The 20936-nt window shown below is 56.8% G+C and carries 19 protein-coding genes; 4 read left to right on the forward strand and 15 right to left on the reverse strand.

Going from position 1 to position 20936, the window contains the following annotated elements; all coding sequences use genetic code 11:
• The first annotated feature begins 3 nt into the window (after nucleotides 1-3).
• The gene (locus CO670_RS23040; protein WP_097592343.1) at nucleotides 4-1500 is read left to right on the forward strand and encodes a GMC family oxidoreductase; all 1497 of its coding nucleotides are present in this window, start codon (nucleotides 4-6) and stop codon (nucleotides 1498-1500) included.
• Nucleotides 1500-3149 carry a GMC family oxidoreductase N-terminal domain-containing protein gene (locus tag CO670_RS23045; RefSeq protein WP_245425947.1) on the forward strand — a complete coding sequence of 550 codons (1650 nt, stop codon included), beginning with the start codon at nucleotides 1500-1502 and terminating at the stop codon, nucleotides 3147-3149. Before CO670_RS23040 ends, CO670_RS23045 begins: the two co-directional genes overlap by 1 nt.
• Nucleotides 3150-3264: 115 nt before the next feature.
• On the opposite strand, the gene CO670_RS23050 is transcribed toward CO670_RS23045, so the two are convergent.
• From CO670_RS23050 to CO670_RS23060, 3 genes are read right to left on the reverse strand one after another with little or no spacing between them, the layout of a single operon-like run.
• Nucleotides 3265-4563 (reverse strand): MFS transporter, encoded by a 1299-nt coding sequence (locus CO670_RS23050; RefSeq protein WP_245425949.1) that lies wholly within the window; start codon nucleotides 4561-4563, stop codon nucleotides 3265-3267.
• 13 nt (nucleotides 4564-4576) lie between these two features.
• Nucleotides 4577-5449 (reverse strand): sugar phosphate isomerase/epimerase family protein, encoded by an 873-nt coding sequence (locus CO670_RS23055; RefSeq protein WP_097592344.1) that lies wholly within the window; start codon nucleotides 5447-5449, stop codon nucleotides 4577-4579.
• A 53-nt stretch (nucleotides 5450-5502) separates the two neighbouring features.
• Nucleotides 5503-6477 carry a Gfo/Idh/MocA family oxidoreductase gene (locus CO670_RS23060; protein ID WP_097592345.1) on the reverse strand — a complete coding sequence of 325 codons (975 nt, stop codon included), beginning with the start codon at nucleotides 6475-6477 and terminating at the stop codon, nucleotides 5503-5505.
• A 173-nt stretch (nucleotides 6478-6650) separates the two neighbouring features.
• Between CO670_RS23060 and CO670_RS23065 the strand changes: the two genes are divergently transcribed.
• Entirely contained in the window at nucleotides 6651-7475 is an 825-nt protein-coding gene (locus CO670_RS23065; RefSeq protein ID WP_097592346.1) for a helix-turn-helix transcriptional regulator, read from the forward strand.
• 33 nt (nucleotides 7476-7508) lie between these two features.
• Here CO670_RS23065 and CO670_RS23070 read toward each other — a convergent pair whose 3' ends face one another.
• Nucleotides 7509-8204, reverse strand: a complete 696-nt coding sequence (locus tag CO670_RS23070; protein WP_176539005.1) for a hypothetical protein — start codon at nucleotides 8202-8204, stop codon at nucleotides 7509-7511.
• A 312-nt stretch (nucleotides 8205-8516) separates the two neighbouring features.
• Between CO670_RS23070 and CO670_RS23075 the strand changes: the two genes are divergently transcribed.
• Nucleotides 8517-9953 (forward strand): aspartate ammonia-lyase, encoded by a 1437-nt coding sequence (locus CO670_RS23075; RefSeq protein ID WP_097592347.1) that lies wholly within the window; start codon nucleotides 8517-8519, stop codon nucleotides 9951-9953.
• Between the two features lie 4 nt (nucleotides 9954-9957).
• Here CO670_RS23075 and CO670_RS23080 read toward each other — a convergent pair whose 3' ends face one another.
• The 11 genes from CO670_RS23080 to CO670_RS23130 form a co-directional block, all read right to left on the reverse strand.
• Nucleotides 9958-10725, reverse strand: a complete 768-nt coding sequence (locus CO670_RS23080) for a DeoR/GlpR family DNA-binding transcription regulator (RefSeq protein ID WP_097592348.1) — start codon at nucleotides 10723-10725, stop codon at nucleotides 9958-9960.
• 91 nt (nucleotides 10726-10816) lie between these two features.
• Entirely contained in the window at nucleotides 10817-11818 is a 1002-nt protein-coding gene (locus CO670_RS23085; RefSeq protein WP_097592349.1) for a glycoside hydrolase family 3 N-terminal domain-containing protein, read from the reverse strand.
• A gap of 1 nt (nucleotide 11819) precedes the next feature.
• Nucleotides 11820-12635 carry a DeoR/GlpR family DNA-binding transcription regulator gene (locus CO670_RS23090; RefSeq protein ID WP_097592350.1) on the reverse strand — a complete coding sequence of 272 codons (816 nt, stop codon included), beginning with the start codon at nucleotides 12633-12635 and terminating at the stop codon, nucleotides 11820-11822.
• Nucleotides 12632-13258 carry an HAD-IA family hydrolase gene (locus tag CO670_RS23095; protein WP_097592351.1) on the reverse strand — a complete coding sequence of 209 codons (627 nt, stop codon included), beginning with the start codon at nucleotides 13256-13258 and terminating at the stop codon, nucleotides 12632-12634. The genes CO670_RS23090 and CO670_RS23095 overlap by 4 nt, the downstream gene beginning before the upstream one ends.
• Nucleotides 13259-13960: 702 nt before the next feature.
• The gene (locus CO670_RS23100) at nucleotides 13961-14344 is read right to left on the reverse strand and encodes a VOC family protein (protein WP_097592352.1); all 384 of its coding nucleotides are present in this window, start codon (nucleotides 14342-14344) and stop codon (nucleotides 13961-13963) included.
• A 41-nt stretch (nucleotides 14345-14385) separates the two neighbouring features.
• Nucleotides 14386-15150 (reverse strand): sugar phosphate isomerase/epimerase, encoded by a 765-nt coding sequence (locus CO670_RS23105; RefSeq protein WP_097592353.1) that lies wholly within the window; start codon nucleotides 15148-15150, stop codon nucleotides 14386-14388.
• 68 nt (nucleotides 15151-15218) lie between these two features.
• Nucleotides 15219-16496: an MFS transporter gene (locus CO670_RS23110; RefSeq protein WP_245425951.1), complete on the reverse strand. Its 1278-nt coding sequence runs from the start codon at nucleotides 16494-16496 to the stop codon at nucleotides 15219-15221.
• A gap of 49 nt (nucleotides 16497-16545) precedes the next feature.
• On the reverse strand, nucleotides 16546-17523 hold the full coding sequence (locus CO670_RS23115; RefSeq protein WP_245425955.1) for an aminotransferase class IV: 978 nt from the start codon (nucleotides 17521-17523) through the stop codon (nucleotides 16546-16548).
• A 54-nt stretch (nucleotides 17524-17577) separates the two neighbouring features.
• Nucleotides 17578-18936 (reverse strand): glucoamylase family protein, encoded by a 1359-nt coding sequence (locus CO670_RS23120; RefSeq protein ID WP_245425957.1) that lies wholly within the window; start codon nucleotides 18934-18936, stop codon nucleotides 17578-17580.
• Nucleotides 18937-19244: 308 nt separating this feature from the next.
• A complete protein-coding gene (locus tag CO670_RS23125) occupies nucleotides 19245-20132 on the reverse strand; it encodes a Gfo/Idh/MocA family oxidoreductase (RefSeq protein WP_097592355.1) in 888 nt (295 codons plus the stop codon).
• Nucleotides 20129-20932: an IclR family transcriptional regulator gene (locus CO670_RS23130; RefSeq protein WP_097592356.1), complete on the reverse strand. Its 804-nt coding sequence runs from the start codon at nucleotides 20930-20932 to the stop codon at nucleotides 20129-20131. Before CO670_RS23130 ends, CO670_RS23125 begins: the two co-directional genes overlap by 4 nt.
• Between the last annotated feature and the right edge of the window lie 4 nt (nucleotides 20933-20936).

Genomic DNA, 20936 nt, shown 5'->3' on the forward strand with positions numbered 1-20936 from the left:
GCCATGCAGCACACGGCGGATGTGGTAATCATCGGCTCAGGCATCGGAGGCAGCTCGCTTGCCTACAGCCTTGCCGAGAGCGGTCTCAAGGTCATCATACTGGAGCGCGGTGGGCACCTCAGAGACAGCGTGGAAGCTCGCGACGACGTCGCGATTTTCCAACAGGGTTTCTATCGGCCAGCGGAAGAGTGGCTTGGAACCGACGGCGAAAGCTTCCTTGCCAACAATTATTATTACGTTGGCGGAAATTCGAAATTCTTCGGCGCCGTGATGTACAGGTATCGAAGGGAAGATTTCGAAGCCCGTCCACATCTCGACGGAAGCTCTCCCGGGTGGCCATGCACATACGAAGAGCTGGAGCCGTGGTATGATCGGGCTGAAAAGGTGTTCCAGGTCCGTGGCGCGCTCAGTCAGGATCCGACGGAGCCCTTCCACAGCAAGCCCTACGCCTTTCCTCCGGTTCCCGACGAGGCGCCGATTGCATCGGTCCGCGACCGGCTGAAGCGTGCCGGTGTCCATCCGGCGAGCTTGCCGCTCGCCATCGACATCGAGGCTTGGCTTCATCGCGCACAGACCGGTTGGGATGCATTTCCGAACACCGGCGTCGGCAAGATCGATGCCGAGGCCGGTCCGCTGACGGAGGCCTTGCGTCATCCAAATGTCAGCCTCATGACCGGTGCCAACGTCTCGCGTCTGGAAACGGACGAGACCGGCACCCACGTCACTGCTGCCGTCTTCGTCAAGGATGGGATCGAGCAGCGCATCTCTGCCGGCATATTCGCCGTCGCCACCGGCGCGGTGCAGACTGCAGCACTCCTGCTCAGGTCTGCGAACAAGGCTCACCCGACTGGACTGGCCAACAGCTCAGACCAGCTCGGCCGGAATTTCATGAACCACAACACATCCGCGATGCTGGTACTCGATTATCGCCGCAATGCCTCGGTCTATCAGAAGACGATTGCCTTCAACGATTTTTATAATGCCGATAACGACTACCAGGCGCCGCTTGGAAACGTTCAGTTGCTGGGGCACATCACCGGCAACATTCTGAAAGCGAACTTCCCGGTACCTGCACCCTCATGGCTGGTCCGCATGATCGCGCGACATGCCTACGGATGGTTCCTCACCAGCGAAGATCTTCCTAATCCGGAAAGCCGGGTGATGGTCCGCGACGATCGCATCGTCGTCAACTGGATCCGATCGAATATGCGCGCCCACCAGGCTCTCATCAAAAAGACAAAGGACGTCATGCGAAAAGCGGGCTTTCCGGTGGTGCTCACCCACACCTTCGGTCGAAAGACGACGTCTCATCAGTGCGGTACGGCGCGGCTCGGGCGTGATCCGAAAATCTCCGTCGTCGATCTGAACTGCCGTGCGCATGACGTCGAAAACCTTTATATTACCGATGCCTCAGTTCTTCCGACGTCGGCGGCAGTCAACCCAGCCCTGACCATTGCTGCCCTTGCGATCAAGGCGGGCGCATCCATCCGAGGTGTGTGATGTTACTTCCCCCTTTTGGCTCAGCGCGTTATGGCATCAGGCCGCATTCTGGCAAGCACCGCCGCTACGACTATATCGTCGTCGGCGGCGGGTCGACCGGCTGTGTGATCGCCTCGCGATTGTCCGAGGATGAAAATATCCGCGTGGCGCTCCTAGAGGAGGGGCCCACCGATTCCAGCCCATACATCCACATTCCAGGCGCCTACTACAAGACTGCTCAGGGAAGCCTCTTGAAGCGTTTCGCCTGGGAGGCCGGTCCGGAGCTTGCACGTAACGAGCAGCAGACGATGGTACAGGCGCGCGTGCTCGGCGGCGGTAGTTCGGTCAATGCGATGATCTATATTCGCGGTGTCCCCTCGGATTACCAGCAGTGGGTGCAATTGGGCGCTGCGGGATGGGCCTATGAGGACGTGCTTCCATATTTCAGGCGTTCCGAAGACAATAACCGTTTTTGCAATGATGCACATGGCGTCGGAGGTCCGCTCGGCGTCTCCGACATCGATCACATCCATCCCTTGACGCGCGGTTGGCTACAGGCATGCCAGCAGGCGGGTCTTCCCTATAACCCGGATTTCAACTCCGGCAGCCAGGCGGGGTGCGGGCTCTATCAGATTACCGCAAAGGACGGTAAACGCAGCAGCGCTGCCGTCGCCTATATCAAGCCAGCGAAGGGACGGCCGAACTTGCAGGTCGTCACTCGCACCACTGTCACTCGGCTGATCATCGAAAACGGCAGGGCTGTCGGTGTCGAATACATCCGCAATGGTGAGAAGCACGTGCTGCGTGCAGAGCGCGAAGTAATCGTGTCGGCGGGCGCGATCGCCACGCCGAAACTCCTGATGCTCTCAGGCATCGGACCAGCCACCGAGTTGAAGCGGCACGGGATCACCGTGCATGCAGATCTTCCGGGTGTCGGTAAGAACCTGCAGGACCACGTCGAAATATCACTGATCTATCAACTGAGTGGCCCCTACAGTTACGACAAATACAAGAAGATGCATTGGAAGGCGGCCGCCGGTTTGAACTACGCGCTTTTCAAGGGCGGGCCCGCGTCATCAAACCTCATCGAGGGCGGTGCGTTTTGGTGGGGCAATAAGAGCGAACATGTCCCCGACATCCAGTTTTTCATGGTGGTCGGCGCGGGCATCGAGGAGGGTGTCGATGCCGTACCGGGCGGCAATGGTTGCACGATCAACCTCGGTCAGATCCGGCCGAGGTCGCGAGGCGAAGTCACCCTGCAAAGCGGCGATTTCAACGCCGACGCCCGCGTTGCTCCCAATTACTTCTCTGATCCGTACGACCTGGAAGCAATCACCGAGGGTACAATGGTCGCGATGGATATCATGTCAAAACCGGCGCTCTCGAAATATCTCCAGTCACGATATGTGCCGGCCCCGAGCGTCAGCACGCGCGATGACATTCGCGCGTTCTGTCAGAGAGCCGCGCACGCAGCGCTGCATCCGTCGGGGACTTGCCGGATGGGTATCGACGAGATGGCTGTGGTCGACCCGCAACTTCGCGTCAGGGGGATCGAAGGCCTTCGCGTCGCCGACGCATCAGTTATGCCAACATTGATTTCTGGCAATCCAAATGCCGTCTGCATCATGATCGGGGAACGGGCGGCCGACTTTCTGCGCCTTACGCAATAAGAGCGACGGAGACAACTTGATCGAGCGGGCGATGTCGCAACGACATCGCCCGCTTTCGTTTATCGCGAAGGAGTCCATTCCACCAAAAGGTCCAAGCCACCTGGCGTGTCGCCGCTCAGGCTTCGTGTCGGAGCTTGAGCCCATGAAGCGCCATGCGCTTGGCGACTGCGAAACCGACGATGGCGACAAGAACAAAGCCGCCCGCAATTACGCCAAAGCTTGTTGTCAGGCTCGAATGCTGTGCGATAAAGCCGAGCAGCGCCGGCCCTAGAAGCAGGCCGCTATAGCCCATCGTCGTGGCGATCGACATCGCCCGTCCGGCCGAATCCCCTCCAAGATGACCGGCGGCCGCAAAAACCGCTGGAACTAGGTTTGCCACTCCGAGCCCGCATAAACCAAGGGCAAACATCGTCACGCTAATGCTGCTCGACACGACGATGACCGAGACCGAGACAGCGCAGACCACACCGCCGATGCGAATAACATTGACATGCCCAATGCGCCCCGTCGCCAAGTCGCCCGCAAACCGTCCGAGTGCCATCGTCGCGGAGAAGGTTGCGAACGCATAGGCTCCGACACTTTCAGAGGCCCCGCGTTCGGCGACGAGAAAGATTGCAGTCCAGTCCATCACGCCGCCTTCGGCCAACATGGAGAGGAAAGCGATGGCTCCGAACATAATGACAAGAACCAGCTGTTTTCGACTGAGCTCTATTGTCTTCACCGCCTTCGATTGGGTACCGCTGATGCGATGTTCAAACGAGCGTGTTCTTGCAATCAGCCGCGAGGCGAACGCGACGACGACCACGGTTGAACCTGCAATGCCGAGGCATAAGTTCAACCCGCCACCGATCGAAACCAACTGGCCGACAAGAAGTGCGCCCAAGAGTGCCCCGACACTGAAGACCCCGTGGAAGGAGGACATCAGGTGTCGTTTCGATGCGCGTTCGAGGTGCGAGGCTTCGGTGTTCATCGAGACATCCAGCGTTCCGAAGCCGGCGCCCGCCGCAAGGATCAGAAGTGCTGCGGTCAGAACGCCAGAAGCCAATGGAACCAAAAGGATGCACGTCCCGAATACAACGCAGCCCGCAAGCGAGAGCTTGTCGCTCTGCAGTCGGTCGATGAACCGTCCGATCGTCACCATCAGAACAATCGCGCCCAGTGCGAACCCAAGAAGAAGGAAGCCAAGTTCTCCCTTGCTGATCGCAAGCCTCGTCGAAACGAGCGGAAGGCTGGAAGCCCAAGCTCCAATGCCTATTCCGGCCGCGAGGAAGAAAGCACAACATCTTGCCCGCTTTGACGAGCCAATGCGCCGAAGCACGCCTGTTGGTGCTGGCCTGGTAAACAACATTAAGACCCCTGTATATTGCGGAAGGTGGTGCTTGGCGGTCTCAGCTTGAAACAGTGAAGCCGCCATCGAAGGTAAGACCCTAGGGGGCGAGTAAGTCACTCATCAGGTCTTTGAGTCGACGAGCGACCGCAAAACTGTTTTCTTGGTGATTGCGACGGCAAAAGAGTTCGCAACTCCACCATCCCTCGTAGCCGGTTGCCCTGACCGCATCCGTCCACTCCTGGAGATTTAGCACCCCTTCTCCGGTAGGCACGTCCCGGAGTACAGGCTCATCCGGAATGCCTCCATCGAACTTCAGGGAGTCGCAGACATGAATGCCGTAGAGCAGCTCCTTGTCGAGCTTGGCGATTCTCTCCGGCGTGTCTCCGGACGTGTAGCAATGCCAGAAATCCACGAGCAGCCGCAGATTGTCGCGGCCCGCTTTCTCGATGACCCTGAGTTGTTTGTCCATTGTATTGAGCGGGGTCCAGGACAGCGCTTCAAGATAGAGGATGAGATTGTGGTCGGCCGCAATCTCCGACAGTTCTCGCAGATTGGAAGCAGTAAGGTTGACCTGCTCATCTTCTGGAAGGTCGACCAAACCCCTGTGGAGATCTGCCGTTCGTTGCCCACGCGCGACCTCGAGACTCAGCGGTCCTGTGATGACTTCGACGCCCTCAGCGCCCACGGCGCCTGCGAGTTCAAACAGACGGTTTGCTTCCTCAAACAGTTTGATCTTGTCATCCTTCTGGCGCTCAATATCGATGAGAAAGCCGATGCCCGGGATGAATGTATCGCCAACAAGGGATTTGAGTTCGCTTCTCGATAAGCCAGCGTCAAGGCAGTTCGCGATTTTGTCGCCAGACGCCTCCAAGCCATCGAAGCCTATCTGCCGCGCAATTTCGACATCGATCGCTAACGTCGAATCCCGGGCGACCAGGGAATGAAGAATGATCTGATCTCGCTTTCTCACCGTTGCTCTCCTTGATGTTATGCCGGATGTTGCGGAGCAGCCGAGAACTCTGCTCATGCCGTGCCCCTCGGTTTGATGTCGACAACATCGCCCGACTGTGCCGACACAATGATCGAGTTAATGGCGGCAAGGTTTGCCACGCTGTCCGCGCCAGTCGAAAGCCAGGTCGGCCTTCCATGAAGCCCGGTGACAAAATCCTGAATAGCAGCCACGTGCACGTCCTTGTCACGGATCGGAATAAGCTCGTTCCTGCCACCGATCCTGCGCGTCAAAGTGCCGGATCCGCGACCGTAGAGCGTCCCACTGGCGGTCAGCGATCCCTTCGAACCCGCAATCATGACCGTGTCTTCGATCTCGGCGGTCAGGAAGCTTTCATGTGCTTGGAAGATGCAGCCGTCATCCATAGCGAGAACGAAGGCAAGGTGTTGCGGCCCACCTCCCATCGGCTTCGAAATCCCGGTGGCCCGATGGGGCTCGGCGTCGGTCAAGAACCGAACAAGATCAACGTCCTCGATAGCCGCGTCGAAGAAGATGTCGCCTTCCAGATTGGCGAACTGACCACGGCGATTGGGTGAAGGATGAAACGCGCCGCCGCGCGCCACGACAATCGAATGAATCTGGCCGATCTCGCCATCGCGGATCAGCCGCTTCATCGTTTGATGGACGCTAGACGCGCGCGCGATGTGATGAACGGCGAGCGTGACCTTGAGGTCGTGACAGAGCGACACGAGCCGGGCTGCCTCTTCAAGCTCGTTGCTGATCGGGCCATCACAGAGAATGTGTTTGCCCGCTTTTGCGGCTGCGGCGATGTGAAACGAGCGTCGCTCCCGTGTGGCGCTGACATAGACGAAACGCACCTCGTGATCGGCCCAGACCCGTTCGAGATCGTCGGTCGCATTGGGGATGCCAAGATCGCCGGCAAATGTGCCTGCGTAATGGGCATTGCGGCTGACCACCCATAGCGGTTGATGGCCGATCGACCGTATCGCGGAAACCATATGCTCGGTCGCGATGGTTTCCGTGCCCATGATTGCCCAACCGACTCTGTCGTTTCCTGCCAAGTGGTGGATTCCCTAGTGTTTCATCGGCCACTATGAGGTGGGATCCTCCATCGGAGCAATTTCGCAACGGCTTGAAGATGTTCTCAAAGTGGCGTAGAATTAGCGTCAGAGTGCTTCAGCTTATAGCTTGAGGAAGGGCCATGAATTATATGATGGACGATCCGGCGTCGTTTGCCGCCAACTTGAGAACGCTGTGCGATCGCCAAGGCTCGGTGGCGGCCGTATGCCGCAAGATCAAGGTCAACCGCCAGCAGTTCAACAAATATCTTTCCGGTGCCCATCTGCCTGCAGCGGCTAATATGCGTATCATCGCCAATTATTTCGGCTTGAGCGTGCCGATCCTGTTTTCCGACCCCGAGGAGTTCCGGACGCTCGTCGATGGCAACTTCTTTCATGCTATGTCGGCGGTCAGGCAGCTGCCGGAATTTGCGCGTTTCGTCTCCGCAATGCTTGTCGAAAATTCCGTTCCGGACAGCGATCTCGTCGGCGTCTACGACCGATACCAGTTCTCCTCTATCTACAAGGGCTTCGTGTTAAAATCCGCATTCTGCATATACAGAGCAAACCAGTTCCTGCAGCATTATTACGTCGAGCGTTTCCCTAGTTTCGATGACCCGAAGAAGATGGAATATGTCTTCAAATATTATGGGTTCTGCTTCCCAGTCGCGGATCGGATATTCACAGCCGATTTCGAGGGCATTCAGTCGAACGAGCTGACCTTCGGCGTCTATGCTCAGGTCAAGCGCAACTCCAAGAAGTTCATGTTCGGGATTTCGAGCGGAATCGCGGCTACGGTGTTTCGTCAGCCTTACTCGACCAAGGTCGCGTTACATTACAGGGGACCCGGTTTATTGAAGAGAGAGCAGCTGAAAGGAATCACCGTCATGGACAAGAACGATCCGGCGATCCCTCGAGAGGCACTGCAATATCTGGGCGATGGCTCAGACATGATTCAGATGTCCTGATCGGCTAATCCGGGCGCCCGTCCCAATCGTCGATCAGGGGTGAAGCTCGACGGCAAGCCACACGGAATCGGTATCGCAGTAATAGCGGTGCCATGGGTAGGTCCATTTGTTTTCGCCGGTAACGCGGCAGAACGGGTCGTGTGAATAGCCGATCGGCATCACGACATCTTCGTACAGCGTTTCCTGATCGCGTTCGTGGAATTTCTGCATGCGACCAAGCCCATGGATCTGCGTATGGACCTCGAGGAAAGGGTGCTCGTTATGGATGAAGCAGTCGGTATCACCTGGCGCCCACCAGAGATTGAGTTTGAGCGTAAATAGCTGTTCCGCTGCTGGCGCCGCTTGCTCGTTTGTGAAAACCTTGGGGTCGACCGTCACCGTTCCGATTTCGTCCTGCGCCGAAATGAACAATGGCGTGTCGCGCGGAAAGCTGCGGATTCTGTTGCCGAGCCAGTCCCATCCGCGAAACTGAGCACCGCCCAAATTGGTAGCCTTGCGGACCTTGATCAATGCAGCTCGCTCTGCCGACTTGATCCTGCCGCCCTTCAACCATGTTGATTTCCAGGCCGGAACGATTGCAGGATGATCGGTGCCGGTGATCATCGGTGAGGGGCTGATGTTGACAACGACAGCATCTTCGACGTCGAGATCGACGACGTTTTCTACAAGCTTTGCCGAGATGAAATCGTCTGCAAATGCGAGGTCTCTGGTCTGGTTATGCACGATCATGGATCCCGAATGATGGAGATGATTACATCAAGCCATTTCGGGTGCGCCAAATAAATTGCGCGATAGTGCGATTATCGGCGCAAAATGATTATCCCATTGCGTCGATATGCGAAGGGCATGCGGTGGCGCAGTGGCCCGCAGGCAAGAGCCACGGTGAGCCTTTGCAGCTCGAGAGCTTGTTGAGTGTTGAGGCGGAAGGCCTGCGATCCTTCGCGTTACTTGCGTCATAATGCTCATCGCTTATCACCGCAGCGAAATTTGATCGAGCAGATTGCTGAATTATTCTTCATCGACAACCATTGAGGATGGAAGATGGAAGACGCAGCACTGGTGCCTGAAGCATCGAGCATTCGCTTCGAGGCGGATTCACTCGGGCCTGTCCCGGTCCCGGCTTCGGCCTATTATGGGGCTCAAACGGCGCGAGCGATCGCAAATTTTCAGATCTCCGGCATTCCGATCGGTCACTACCCCGACCTTATCCGATCTCTCGCCTATGTTAAGAAGGCAGCAGCCAGTGCCAACTTCATCCTTGGGGACCTGTCGGAAGACAAAAGGGACGCGATCCTCCGCGCGTGCGACGAGGTTGCCGAAGGACTGTTTGCCGATCAGTTCGTCCTTGACGTCTTCCAAGGCGGCGCCGGCACATCCACCAACATGAATATGAATGAGGTGATCGCAAATCGCGCGCTCGAGCACCTTGGTCTGCCGCGCGGGCGATTTGACGTCATTCATCCAAACAACGATGTCAATTTGTCTCAGTCGACCAATGACGTTTACCCAACCGCGATCCGATTGGCCCTCGTCCTCTCGACACGGAAATTGCTAGATGCGCTGGAATACCTTTCGGCCTCGTTTGACGGTAAGGCAGGAGAGTTCGTCAGCATCTTGAAGCTCGGCAGGACCCAACTTCAAGATGCCGTCCCTATGACGCTCGGCCAAGAGTTCACCGCTTTTGCAGTGACCTTACGGGAAGATATGTCACGACTGACTGAGGCGGTTGCCCTGTTTCACGAGGTCAACCTCGGCGGTACAGCAATCGGCACCGGGATCACCGCCGATCCCCGCTACGCCTCAACGGCGATTGGTGAGCTGGCAACGGTCTCCGGTGTGCCTCTGCGGCCGGCCAGCGATTTTGTCGAAGCGTGCTGGGATACCGGCGCCTTCGTTCTGTTTTCCGGCACCCTGAAGCGAACTGCTGTCAAGATATCGAAAATTTGCAATGACCTACGGCTCCTGTCGAGCGGGCCTCGCGGCGGTTTCGGGGAAATAACGCTGCCCCCCATGCAGCCCGGGTCGTCGATCATGCCTGGCAAAGTTAATCCCGTCATTCCCGAAATGGTCAACCAAGTTGCCTTTCAGGTCATCGGCTCCGATCTCGTCGTCACCATGGCTGCACAAGGCGGGCAGTTGCAGTTGAATGCCTTCGAACCTGTCATCGTATTCAACCTACTTCAGTCGATATCGTTGATGACGAGTGCTTTCCGCACATTGGCGGACAGATGCGTCGCCGGCATTGTCGCCAATGAGGAGGCTTGCCGGCAGAACCTCGAAGCGGGTACGGCGCTTGCAACCGCATTAACGTCGCTCATCGGTTACGAGAAGGCGGCAGAGCTCGCAAAGCAGATACTCTCCACCGGCAGGACAATGCGAGAATTGCTGGAGGAGGACAGCAGCCTCTCTTCTAACCTTATAGAACAGGCTCTCGAGGTGAAGTCGTTGACGCAGCCTATCAGGCTTCGGCGGGCTTGAAGTGTTAGTCGGCGCGGATGATCCGATAGCCCGCCCGCTCGAGCGCATCGCCTTCGCTGGACTCGAGCGTCTCGTCGATGACCACATGATCCACGTCCCTAGCGTCGCCAATCCTGTACGGCGCGTGTTCGTTGAACTTGCCCGACGTGGCCATCATGATGCTGGTTCGGCTGTTCTTGATCAGGGTCTTTTTGAACTGAGCTTCGCCGAAGTGATGGACTCGAATTCCATATTCGGCTGAGATGGAGCAGCCTCCAACAAAACTTCGATCGATGATCGTGTTTTCGAGAAACGAGACTGCCGCGGCATCGACGCTGCCGCCGATCGCATGGTCGACCAGTCCGCCCACCAGAATCAGAGGATGCGCTGCTCTCGTCTTCACGGCAAAAGCCACGTCGATCGAATTTGTCGCCACCGCGACCTGACGATCTGTGGGAAGGTAGTCAACCAGTGCGATGTTGGTGCTGCCACTATCGAGGAAGACGAGCTCACCGTCCTCAATAGTCCGAGCTGCGGCGCGCGCAAGCCTGCGCTTCTCGTTCAGGTCCTGAGTCAGTCGCATCGAAAAGTGTAGAGCGGAGCCTCGTATCGGCAGCGCGCCGCCATAGACCCGTCTGCAACGGCCCTCCGCCGCAAGCAGGCGCAGGTCGCGCCGAATGGCGTCTTCAGACACATCAAATTCGATCGCCAGCGAGGCGGCGACCACGTTTTGCCCAGCGGCCAATCGCATGGCGATCATCTCTCGACGCGACAGGGAAAACTCGAGCTTCATGGCAACGAACCGCAAGCCCCCGATGGCGGGAGCAAGACAGTGGACGAAACGCGATCGCCGGCGTCGGGAGAGATCTTGTCTGGAAACGTCGTCATGTGGCTGCCATCCTGCGAATTCGATCCGCGGCTTCTGCCAGTCGCGTCACTGGGAGCGTGCCGCGTTCGACGGCATCGACTATCGCTGAGGAGAGATTTTCAAGATCGGCGCTGCCTGCAACGAGCAGAAGATCGGCGCCCGCCGCCAATGACGCGATCGCCGTTTCCGCAAGCGAGCGATCGCGCATGGTTGCAGGAGCGTCGAGATCGTCGCTGACGATCAGTCCTGTAAAACCGAACTCTTTTCGTAGCAAAGAGATGATCGCAGGCGACGTGCAGGCGGGCTCGGCTGGATCGATCGAGCGAACAACCGTCGGTCCGACCATGACCGCCTTTGAGCCGGCGCGAATGGCCGCTCTGAACGTGGCCGCGTTATCCAAGATTTCGTCTAGCGGCGTTTCAAGAATAACGTCCTCGACAGCCGGATCTCCGGCGAGATCGTTAAAGCCGGGAAAATGCTTGGTTGCCGAAGCAATTCCCGCGCGTTGGACCCCCGTGACAAAGGCCTCCACCAGACGCGCAACCGCGACGGGATCGGAACTCATCGTTCGCTTTTCAAGCCACGGGTTCGTGCCGGTGACGACATCGGCAATCGGAGCGAGGAAGAGCGTGACACCAAGCGTTCGGGCGGCGACAGCCGTCTCGAAACACCGACTTTCTAGCTGCTCCCTGTCCATCGCCAGGGCCTCGTCAAGACGCGGCAGCGCCGGCGCGATGCCCTTGAGCCGCTCGATTCCGGCCAACTCCTGATCGACGGCTACAATCAGCTCCGGCCGAAGCCTCGTCAGTTTCGCAAGACGTGCCGCGAAAATCTCAGGGGTCTCGGATCGCAGGCGATCATCGGACATCGATCTGGCGACATATTCCGCCCGCGTTTCTCCGATCAGGATGGACCAGCCCCCGTTTTCAAGAAACGGCACCATCACCTCGTCGAAGTCGAGGCTGGCGAATGCTGGCAGCAGGACAGCATGAGCATCCTGATTGATAGTAAAACTCACCCTAATTTCCTCTCGTAGAATTGTCCGGTTTGGAGTTCACCTCGACAACTTCGACGCCGGCTTCTCTGATCCTCGTGATCAACGGCTCCTTCGTCGCTGTGGTGTAAAGCGCAGATATCGTGGAGATTGGCGCAACCTCGTAAGTTGCATTGCGGCCAAGCTTGTCGTGTGAGGCCAGGAGAAGCGTCCTTTCAGCTGCCTTCACCATCGCAGCCTTTAAAAAGGCATCATCGATGTCGTCGGCCCGCAGTGTCAGGTTCTCGTCGATCCCGCAGGTCCCGAGAACGCAGATATCGGCGCGAATACCCCGTACGGCCTCCACTGCGAGCGCTCCGGTGGCGCTCCGCGTCAGGCGGTTGAGTTTGCCGCCGAGGAAAGTGACGTCGGCAATCGGATGGTCTAGTGCGGCGGCAGCGATGTCGATCGACGTCGTCAGGATCCTAACTTGCAACGACGGCGGCAGGTTGCGCAAGAAGTGGAGAACTGTCGTGCTGGAATCGACGAAAATTGTGACGTCGTTAGGAATGCTGGCTGCCGCCGCGCGCCCGATCGCTGATTTGTCGGGGGCATCCAAGGCTTCTCGCCGCCTGAAATCGAGGACGGGTGCGGAAAGGCGCATTGCCCCGCCATGGAATCGCTGCACCAGCCGGGCATCGACGAGTTCTTTCAGGTCGCGACGGATCGAATCTTCAGAGACACAGAGTTCGCGGGCGATTGCTGTTGCGAGGACGCGGCCCTCTTTATTGATCCTCTCGAGCAGGATGGCCTGGCGTTCTTCCGGCGAAGACGTAGGCACGACGTCCTGTCTGTTCTTCATGGGCTCAGACCGGTTTTCGAAAGTAGACCGAGCGCGACAAGTCGCCTCTCAAGATCCTCGGCCGTTGAGAAGTGGACGGTGTGGAAACCTAGTTTGTTGGCGGCTGCAATGTTTGCTGCATTGTCATCAATAAAGATGCAGTCTTTTGCGCCTAGGCCGGACCTTTCCAGGAAACGTTGGAAAATCTCCTGTCCTGGCTTGATCATCTTTTCTCGGCCCGAGACGACAAGCACATCGAAGAGGTGAAGGAAAGGGTAGAGTTTCGTTGCAATCGGAAACGTCTCGGCCGACCAATTCGAGATAGCGTGAACCGGCACGTTCTCGCGCTTTAGGCGCCGCAAGATGTCGGCGGTACCTGGAACCTCGCCACCCAGCATCTCTTGCCATCGTTCCCAGAACGCCGAAATGAGGCTCGCCTTTTCTGGGTGCCTCGCAGCCAGGGCCTCTATGCCCTCGGAAAAGATGTGGCCTGCGTCGAACTGCTGGTTCCACTCGTTGCTGCAGACATCGCGAAGAAAAGCTTCCACGCTCTCCTCGTCCGGAAGGAGCTTGCGGTAGAGGTATCGGGGATTCCAGTCGATGAGAACGCCCCCAATATCGAAAACGACAGACGATGGTCCCACAGCCGTACTCCTTGCGTGTTTGTGCGTTATTATGCTGAATCATGCAGCCTGTCAAGAGAAGCATGCAAGAAAACGCATGAGAAGCGGGTGAGATGCTTCTGGGCGAGTTTTCGTGTAGCCACAGTGGATAAAACTGCTGCCGTTGAGAGGACCTCAACGGCAGCAAAATCGGCCTTGAAAAGGCCGAGGAAAGCCTGGGGAGGAGTAGCGATGGCTATGCGCGAGAACCCAATTGAGTACGGCAGCGATCGCGATCAGGGCTTTCAATCGTCTTTTTACATCGCATGCGGCTCTGCCACAATTTCGCAAGCCCACGCCTCAATGGTCACGCAGTCGTGCCAAGTGCTTCATCGTGCGTCAGTTCATTTTCTGAGTTTTCCTCTCGGCGATGGGCTCGACTTGCGTTCAGAACAGCGCATCGCAAGCTCGCATCACCAGTCTTTCGAGAAATCGACTTGGTCTTCGCGGCGCGGAGTTTTGCAAAGGCGCATTGGAAGATGAGCCGATCCAGGCGACCTCGAGATGTCCCTGGTTTGGCACCGGCGATCAAATCAGAATCGAAGTAAGGGCAGATCTGACCATCGACTTGTTGCGATAGCGGCTGCAGGCACAAAGCGGTTATCAACGACGGTTGTCGATGACTGACGGAGGTCTAGCTCGCCATAATACCAAAACAGCGCAGCGGCATGGAGGCAACAGGAGTCAAGGGCCGTGATTATTGACCTCAATCCAGTATCCGTCGGGATCCTGGATGTAGACTTGTCGATACCCGTCGAACCGTTCGCCAACCGTGTTGATATTCCCCGGCCAATCATAATACACGATCGCCCGGTTTTGCATGTCGGCTAGAAATACGTCGAGGTCGCTCACTCGCAAGGCAAAGTGCGTATCCTTTCTTAGCGACGTAGTCGTCGTATCTCCTTCGCTCAAATGGATTGTGTCGCTGCCGCCGATTTTAAGCCAGCGAATCTTCTCATTGTTGGTTTCCGCAATGACTTCAAAGCCAAACACGTCGGTGTAGAATTTGATGCTTCGCGCAAGGTCTTTGACGAGAAGTGAAAAATGATCAATCCGGTATTCTAACATCACAATGTAGGTCCTCCATGCCCAGCATGAGAGTGTAGCTCTCAAGTGTTGAATCGATTAAGGTAGCTCAGGCTTCGTTTGGCAAATTCCAGTGGTTGGCGCGGATTGTCGTGCTCAACAACGAGCAGCCAAGCACCACACTCGGTTGCTGTCTTCCATAGCGACGGCCATAGCATGGTTCCACCACCAACCTCAGACCATCCGTCTTCATCCTCGTGAGTTCCAATGGGCGCCTCGTCCTTGATGTGAGCCGATACGAGGATGCCCCGATATCTTTTCAGCCAATCTGCTGGGTTGATTCCCGCTCGGCTCATCCAGGCAATATCCGCCTGCCACTTCAATGGGCTTCCTCGGGCGGCTGAAATCAAGATCTCGAAGCCAATGCGCCCATCTGCGAGGGGCAAAAAGTCTTGGCGCATGTTGTGATAGCCAAGCCCAATCCCGGCACTATGCAATCTCTCAGCTAAATGAGCCAATTCAGATCCCATAAAGCGCCAGCCACGGGCGCTACTCCTTGACGCGTCAAACGCAACGCCTGGCACAAATAACTGTTTGATCTGGCAACGTTCACATACGTCAATCAACCGCACGAGGCCATTACGCAATGCCGGATAGCTCACATGGGCGGACGGTGCCAACAGATGGTGTGCGTCCAGCATGGCTTTTAGCGCCCGGGGCTCAGCTAAATGCTCTTCCAAGAGTTCGACGGCCTTGAAACCCGCCCCAGCAGTCGCAGCCAACTGCTCTTCGAGCGGGCCTAGTGACCGAACCGAATACAGCTGCAGCGCTATAACTTTTCCTGTCATGTCCTCAAACTTCTCGCCGATCCAACAATGACATTCTCACCTTTTCTTTGAATGACGCTTGCCCGGAGCTATGGGAACTTCATAGACCTCGCCATGCATGCCAGCCCTATAACGGCCACAGCGGAAAAGACCGCGGGCAAGAGAAACACATGTGGAAGACCAAATTGGGCAACACCCAACCCGCCAGCGGCTCCGCCAAGCGCGCTGCTGAGCGCGGTAGAACTCATGAATATGGCTGACGCTGTTGCCACAGCCGTTGGAAGCAAGCGTTGAGCGGCAATAATTCCCAATGCAGCAAATACGCCCCACACGCCGCCCATGAGGATTTGCCCCGCGAACATACCCATGGCGCTGCTCCAAGCCGCAAAACAGATATTGGCGAGAACTCCAAGGACCGCAGCGCCACACATCAGCCAAAGCATACCTATCTTGCGTGCGAGGAGGACGGCAAATGGCATAATCAACAGCTCTACAAGAGGCTGAATTCCGATGACAGCCCCGCGGGTAGCAGCATCAAGACCAAGGCCCTCGTCCATATACAGCAAAAGGAAGCCATATTTGATCGCCTCTCCCGCGTAGACGAGGACGAACAGACCGGTGAAACCCAGGAGAGGCAGCATCTCCTTTAGATTTCGCTGGCGAAGTGGCGTGGCCGTTGTTCCAGGCCTTTTTTCCGGCGAAGGTGTGGCGAGTGTGCCTAAAGGGGCAATTTGAAGGAGAAAGCACATGGCGGTAAACCACAGCATTACGCGAATTCCGAACTGCGCGGCTATCCACGACCCCACCACGGGACCAACAACCCAGCCGGCGGTCAGCGCCATACGCACAATGGAAACAATGTCGTCGCTCGCCACCGTCGCTTTGGATTGGATGTCGTCATGAATCGCAGCAAAGAGCTGCGAGGCGGCTGCTCCTGAAAATGCCAGCACGAATGTATTCATCACAAAGGGCATCCAACTGCTGATCGAGAGCGCGATCCCAGCCCAGCCGATGAAACCCGAAAGGGCACATAGGCGAAAAAGGCTGAGCCGGTCACCTGTTCGATCGGAAAAGCTTCCGATCGCATAGCCGGCAACAGGTGCTGCCAAGTTGGTCAAGTAAAAGAGGCCGGCAGCGGCAATCGGCGCATTAAGTTCTCTCACAAGGAATAATACTATCTGCGGGGCTGCGGCCGACATCCCGATGCCTGATAGGAACATGGCGATTGCTGCACCCAGATAAAGTGGAGACGAAACGATCTCCCTCAGTGCGGGTTGTTTTTCGAGGGCTTCCAATTGTGGCTTTCCATGCGGGAGCGAGGTGCAGTGACGGCAGATGATGGCCATAGAGAAGTCGAGCGGCGACACTGAAACCCGTATCCGGCCCGCCGGCCTCACCTACCATTTCTTCAGGTGACTAGGGCTCCGAGGTGTCTTTTTGGGTGTAGGCGACGGGCTCGCCATACCATCCGCTGCTTCGCTTATCCCAGTATGACCGGTGAATGCGGCGGGTTTGTTCACCCACAGACCCGGAACCAATTCTGTTTCCGTTCACCGAACAGACCGGCAAAACACCGCCCGCGGTCGTTGTGAGAAAGATTTCTGAGGCCATCAGAAGCCGTTCAAAGGAAATGTTCTCTTGGATGACATCGACATTCAGCTCTTTGCACAATTCTATCACGGTCCTCCTCGTCATTCCTTCCAACATACCGAAAGAGGGGGTCCTCAGAACGCCGTCGATCACCGCGAAAATGTTGAAGCCCGGCCCTTCTGTAACGTTGCCGTCTAGATCGCTGAGAACCACCGTATCGGCCCCGTTCTCGTAGGCTTCGAACAATCCCATCTCAAAGTCGAGCCAGTGGTAATGCTTCACCAATGGATCTACCGACTGAGGTGGAATTCTGACGCGGCGGCTGACGTGAAGTGCCATGCCAGTTTCCTGTTTTTCCGGGTTCGCGATCCACATGTACGGTACGCAGAACGCCTGAAAGCTGTTCGAGCATAAACGAAGATCGCGACTGCCGATCGGGGGGCGTCCGCGGGTCATGATGATTTGAACGTAAGCATCACGGAAACCGCACACGGCAACGAGTTTGTGGACTATGCGGTGGATACCGCTCCTTGTAACAGGAGCTGTATCCATCCGAAGGCGCTGGACAGATCGCTCAAATCGATCCAGGTGGTCAGTCAAACGGAAAAAGCTGCCATCCCACACCGACACCGTGTCCTGACACGCGTCCGAACGCAGAAAGCCCCAGTCTAAAAGGGGCACCTTCGCCTCTTCAATTGGTATAATTTTTCCATCGACATAGGCGGAGCCTTTCTGAAAGGCGGATTCCTTGCCGCGATCGGGCACATCCGAGGTGGGGGCTGGCCAAACAAGCTTATTGCTCACAACCTTTTCCCTCCGGCGGACCCGCGCTCTGAACTTTGCTGTCCTCTGGGTCACTCACCACGTTTTGCTCCTCGCATATATGCACCTGTCTTTAGACAGCGGAACTGCGGAATCCGCTCGGTGGTGTTGCCGCCTCCCAATCCCCAAGCGGGATAATCCCGTTACAACTTCCGGAGCTTTCATAAACAAGCGCCACAGCAAACCTGTGCGATAGTTCTCGATCATTGCAACGATCGGCCCCTGGTTGATCGCAAGATTGCAATTGGAGACCCAATTTTGAGCGGGAGCGAAGGCATCAGCAAAGCCGAACGCTCCCCACAAGCGTCCGTTTCCATAAGAGAAAAATGCCCGTGCCGCAGCTTCCGCTTGGTCGGGCAGGAACGGGAAGCTCGATAGCGCGGCTGTCGGGGCAATAACGCCGACATCATTTAGCGGGCAACTCACCAGGTAGCCTTTGGGACCATCTGATGCGGTCAGGCCCCAACCATATGCTCCATAACCAATGTGTCCCTTCGGGTTTCGTCTGCAATGCTCATAGTTAATTCTGCAATGAGCGACGACTTGGTCCCAATAGTCGATGTGGTCATCGAAAAGACCCCGCGGATCTAAGCCGCAGAACGAGTACTGAGAGAGAAAGAGAGGACCGCCGTATGGCGAGCCGGCGGGAAGGCTATGGCCATAATAGCTGTTACCGTTTCGGTACTTACCCTCGTTTCTCCATCCGAGTTGGAAGACCTGCGGGCCAATAAAGTGGTCTCGCGAACCCGCCGCGAGTACATAGGCAACGAGCCCCTCATTCCACCCAGTAATAGGCACATTCAGGGACCATTGGTGTTTTGGACTCCAGTGCCAAAACAACGATGGCCGGGCTCCCGGATGTACGAAGCCGCTCCATTCGATCGCCGTGACAATTTCATCAACTTGTTGTCGGATGTTGTCTTCGACTCGCGTTTTCTCATCAAAATATTCGCGAGCGCATATAAGTCCCTGCACGAGTAAAGCTGTTTCGACTAGGTCCGCACCGTCGTCCATAGGCACCAGGGGGACTGAGTTGAGATCGCTGGCTTTCACAAAGTGCGGGAAACCCCCGCGATATCTTGTTATCTTCCGCAAAGCCTCAATGATTGTCGAAACACGCAAGGCGGCACGCTCCCGCGCCAACCATTCGCGATGAGCCATCACGATTATCGCCATTATCCCGAAGCCAACGCCTCCGAGCGAAACCAGATCCGATATCACCTCGCCGTTGGTTCCTCGCCTGTCATAGGGAAGGCCTGTCGCCATATCGGCATCCCAAAAATATGCGGCATGCTGTCGTTGAATGGTGTCAAGCAGGTTGGGAAGCGCTGTGTACTCAGGCTTGCTAGGTGGTGCCGCGAACAAAGACTGGTTCGCCGCACCGTCACTGTCCAAGGAAGCACTCACAGTCGTCATTTTGGCTCGCATTATTGAATGTTCGCAGGAATTCAGTCAGTCTCTGGTGCGCAGGTTTTGCTGGCACGTATCGATAGACACAGCAATCACGAGGATTACATCCGCAGCCATGTTTGCGCACTTCGCAACCTGCAATTTGTGGTGTCGAATGTGCGCAGAGTTCGCGTCACATTGCTTCGATCGGCAGTGATCCGCCGCAATCAATTAAGCCAGGCCCGAGGGAAATTGGATCTCATCTGGCGCTTGCAGTGCCACTCAGCATGTTGTTGTCGGAGGCTGATGCGACGCTATTTCGAGATACGGAGTTGCCCATCGCATTCCGCAACGAGCCTGAGAAGGCGCAAACCGTCCGACACGTCGCAATAGGGTTCCGTGCCGTTTTCGCCAATCAGCTGACGTATTGCCTCGTGGTAGGCCTCTGCAGCACCGCCATTTACCATGTCAATGTGCGGCAGCTCGACCGTGCCTCCACTCCAAGCGAAGGTGGTTTCGCTGGCGAGGTCCTCGTCGAGGGCGCTTAAGGCCAACTCGGCATCCGAGGTGGCACCGCTTTCATGACGGGCGGAGAGCAGAATATGACCTTTGGGATCGAGGTCGGCGGAAATCTTAGCAATGCTCCCAAGAACATACTGCAAGACGGAAAGTGCGTGTGGACCGAGATCATAAAGCGCAGCGCGCGGATCCTGGCGCCAAGTTGAATTGATGTATGGCGATGGAACTCTCATGGAATTCGCCACGATCCGCACTCGTCCATGCCTCAACCCGGGTGCTTCAGCAGCCTGGGCAAGTTGCGATCGAAGTTCGGGGTGAAATAGGCGCGTTAGGAAAAGAGCTGAGCGTACGCCACTCTTGCGTATAGCCTCACTTAAGGCGAGGCCGTCGTCCACCGTGAGTGCGATCGGCTTTTCAAGAAGCACATGCTTTCCGTGTTCCGCGGCCGTTTTCGCCAGTTTGGCTTGGGCTCCAGGCGCGACGGCGAAGGCTACAGCGTCTACATCGGACAAAAACCGGTCAAAATCATCATAGGCCGCAACCTTGTGTTCTGCGGCCAGCCCCGCTGTCTTGACGCGATCTCTTCCCCAGACGCCAACGAATGTTACGCCTGGGTCCCGGGCAAGCCCCGGAGCATGAATTTCCGATGCCCAGTGAGCGGTACCGACCAGACCTATTTTCATGCCGTTCGGATCCTGGGTTGCGGCGATTCCTGGTAGCCCAAGGCGCGAGAAATTTCTTTTGCGGCTTCGGAGACAACAAGACCGATCGATGGGATTTCTTCGGAGACAAGGCGGCTGACGGGGCCGCTCATGCTGATTGCTCCTTTTGGACGCCCCGTCGCGTCAAATATAGGGGCACCGATGCATCGCCCCCCGAGGGAAGATTCTTCGTCATCGACCGCGAAGCCTAGCGCGCGGATAGTTTGGAACTGTGCCTCCAGCGAGGCTCTTGTCGACAACGTCTTTCTGGTAAATGTATCCAGCGCCGACGGAGGCAATAAAACGTTGAGTGTCTCCTCGTCCAACCAGGCCAGAATCGATTTGCCAAGCGAACTTGCGTGCCACGGGTTTGGCAAACCCACTGTTGCTCCCTGCTTAAGCGCCTGAGTGGCCTCGATACAATCAATCACCACGAGCTCCTTATGAACCCAAAGCGCAAGGCTGACCGTTTCATTATAGCGACGGTGAAGCACTTCAAGCTGCGGCCGTGCCAGGTGTCGTACGTCTCGATGTTGGAGAGCTTTTTGGCCCAGGAGATAAACCCCAATGCCGAGGACATACCGGCCACTTCCGTCTCGTTCGACGTACCCGTGGCCTACTAAGCTGGATAGATAGCGAGACGTCGTCGGTTGCCCCAATCCTACCTCACGAGCGATTTGCGACAAAGAACTTGGACCGCTGGCGGAGCCAAGCGCCGCGAGGATTGCCACCGCTCGGTCGACTGCATCAAACTTGCTGGACTTTCCGCTTTCTGATTCCATCCGC

It is taken from the genome of Rhizobium sp. J15, assembly GCF_002531825.1.
Lineage (GTDB): Bacteria > Pseudomonadota > Alphaproteobacteria > Rhizobiales > Rhizobiaceae > Rhizobium.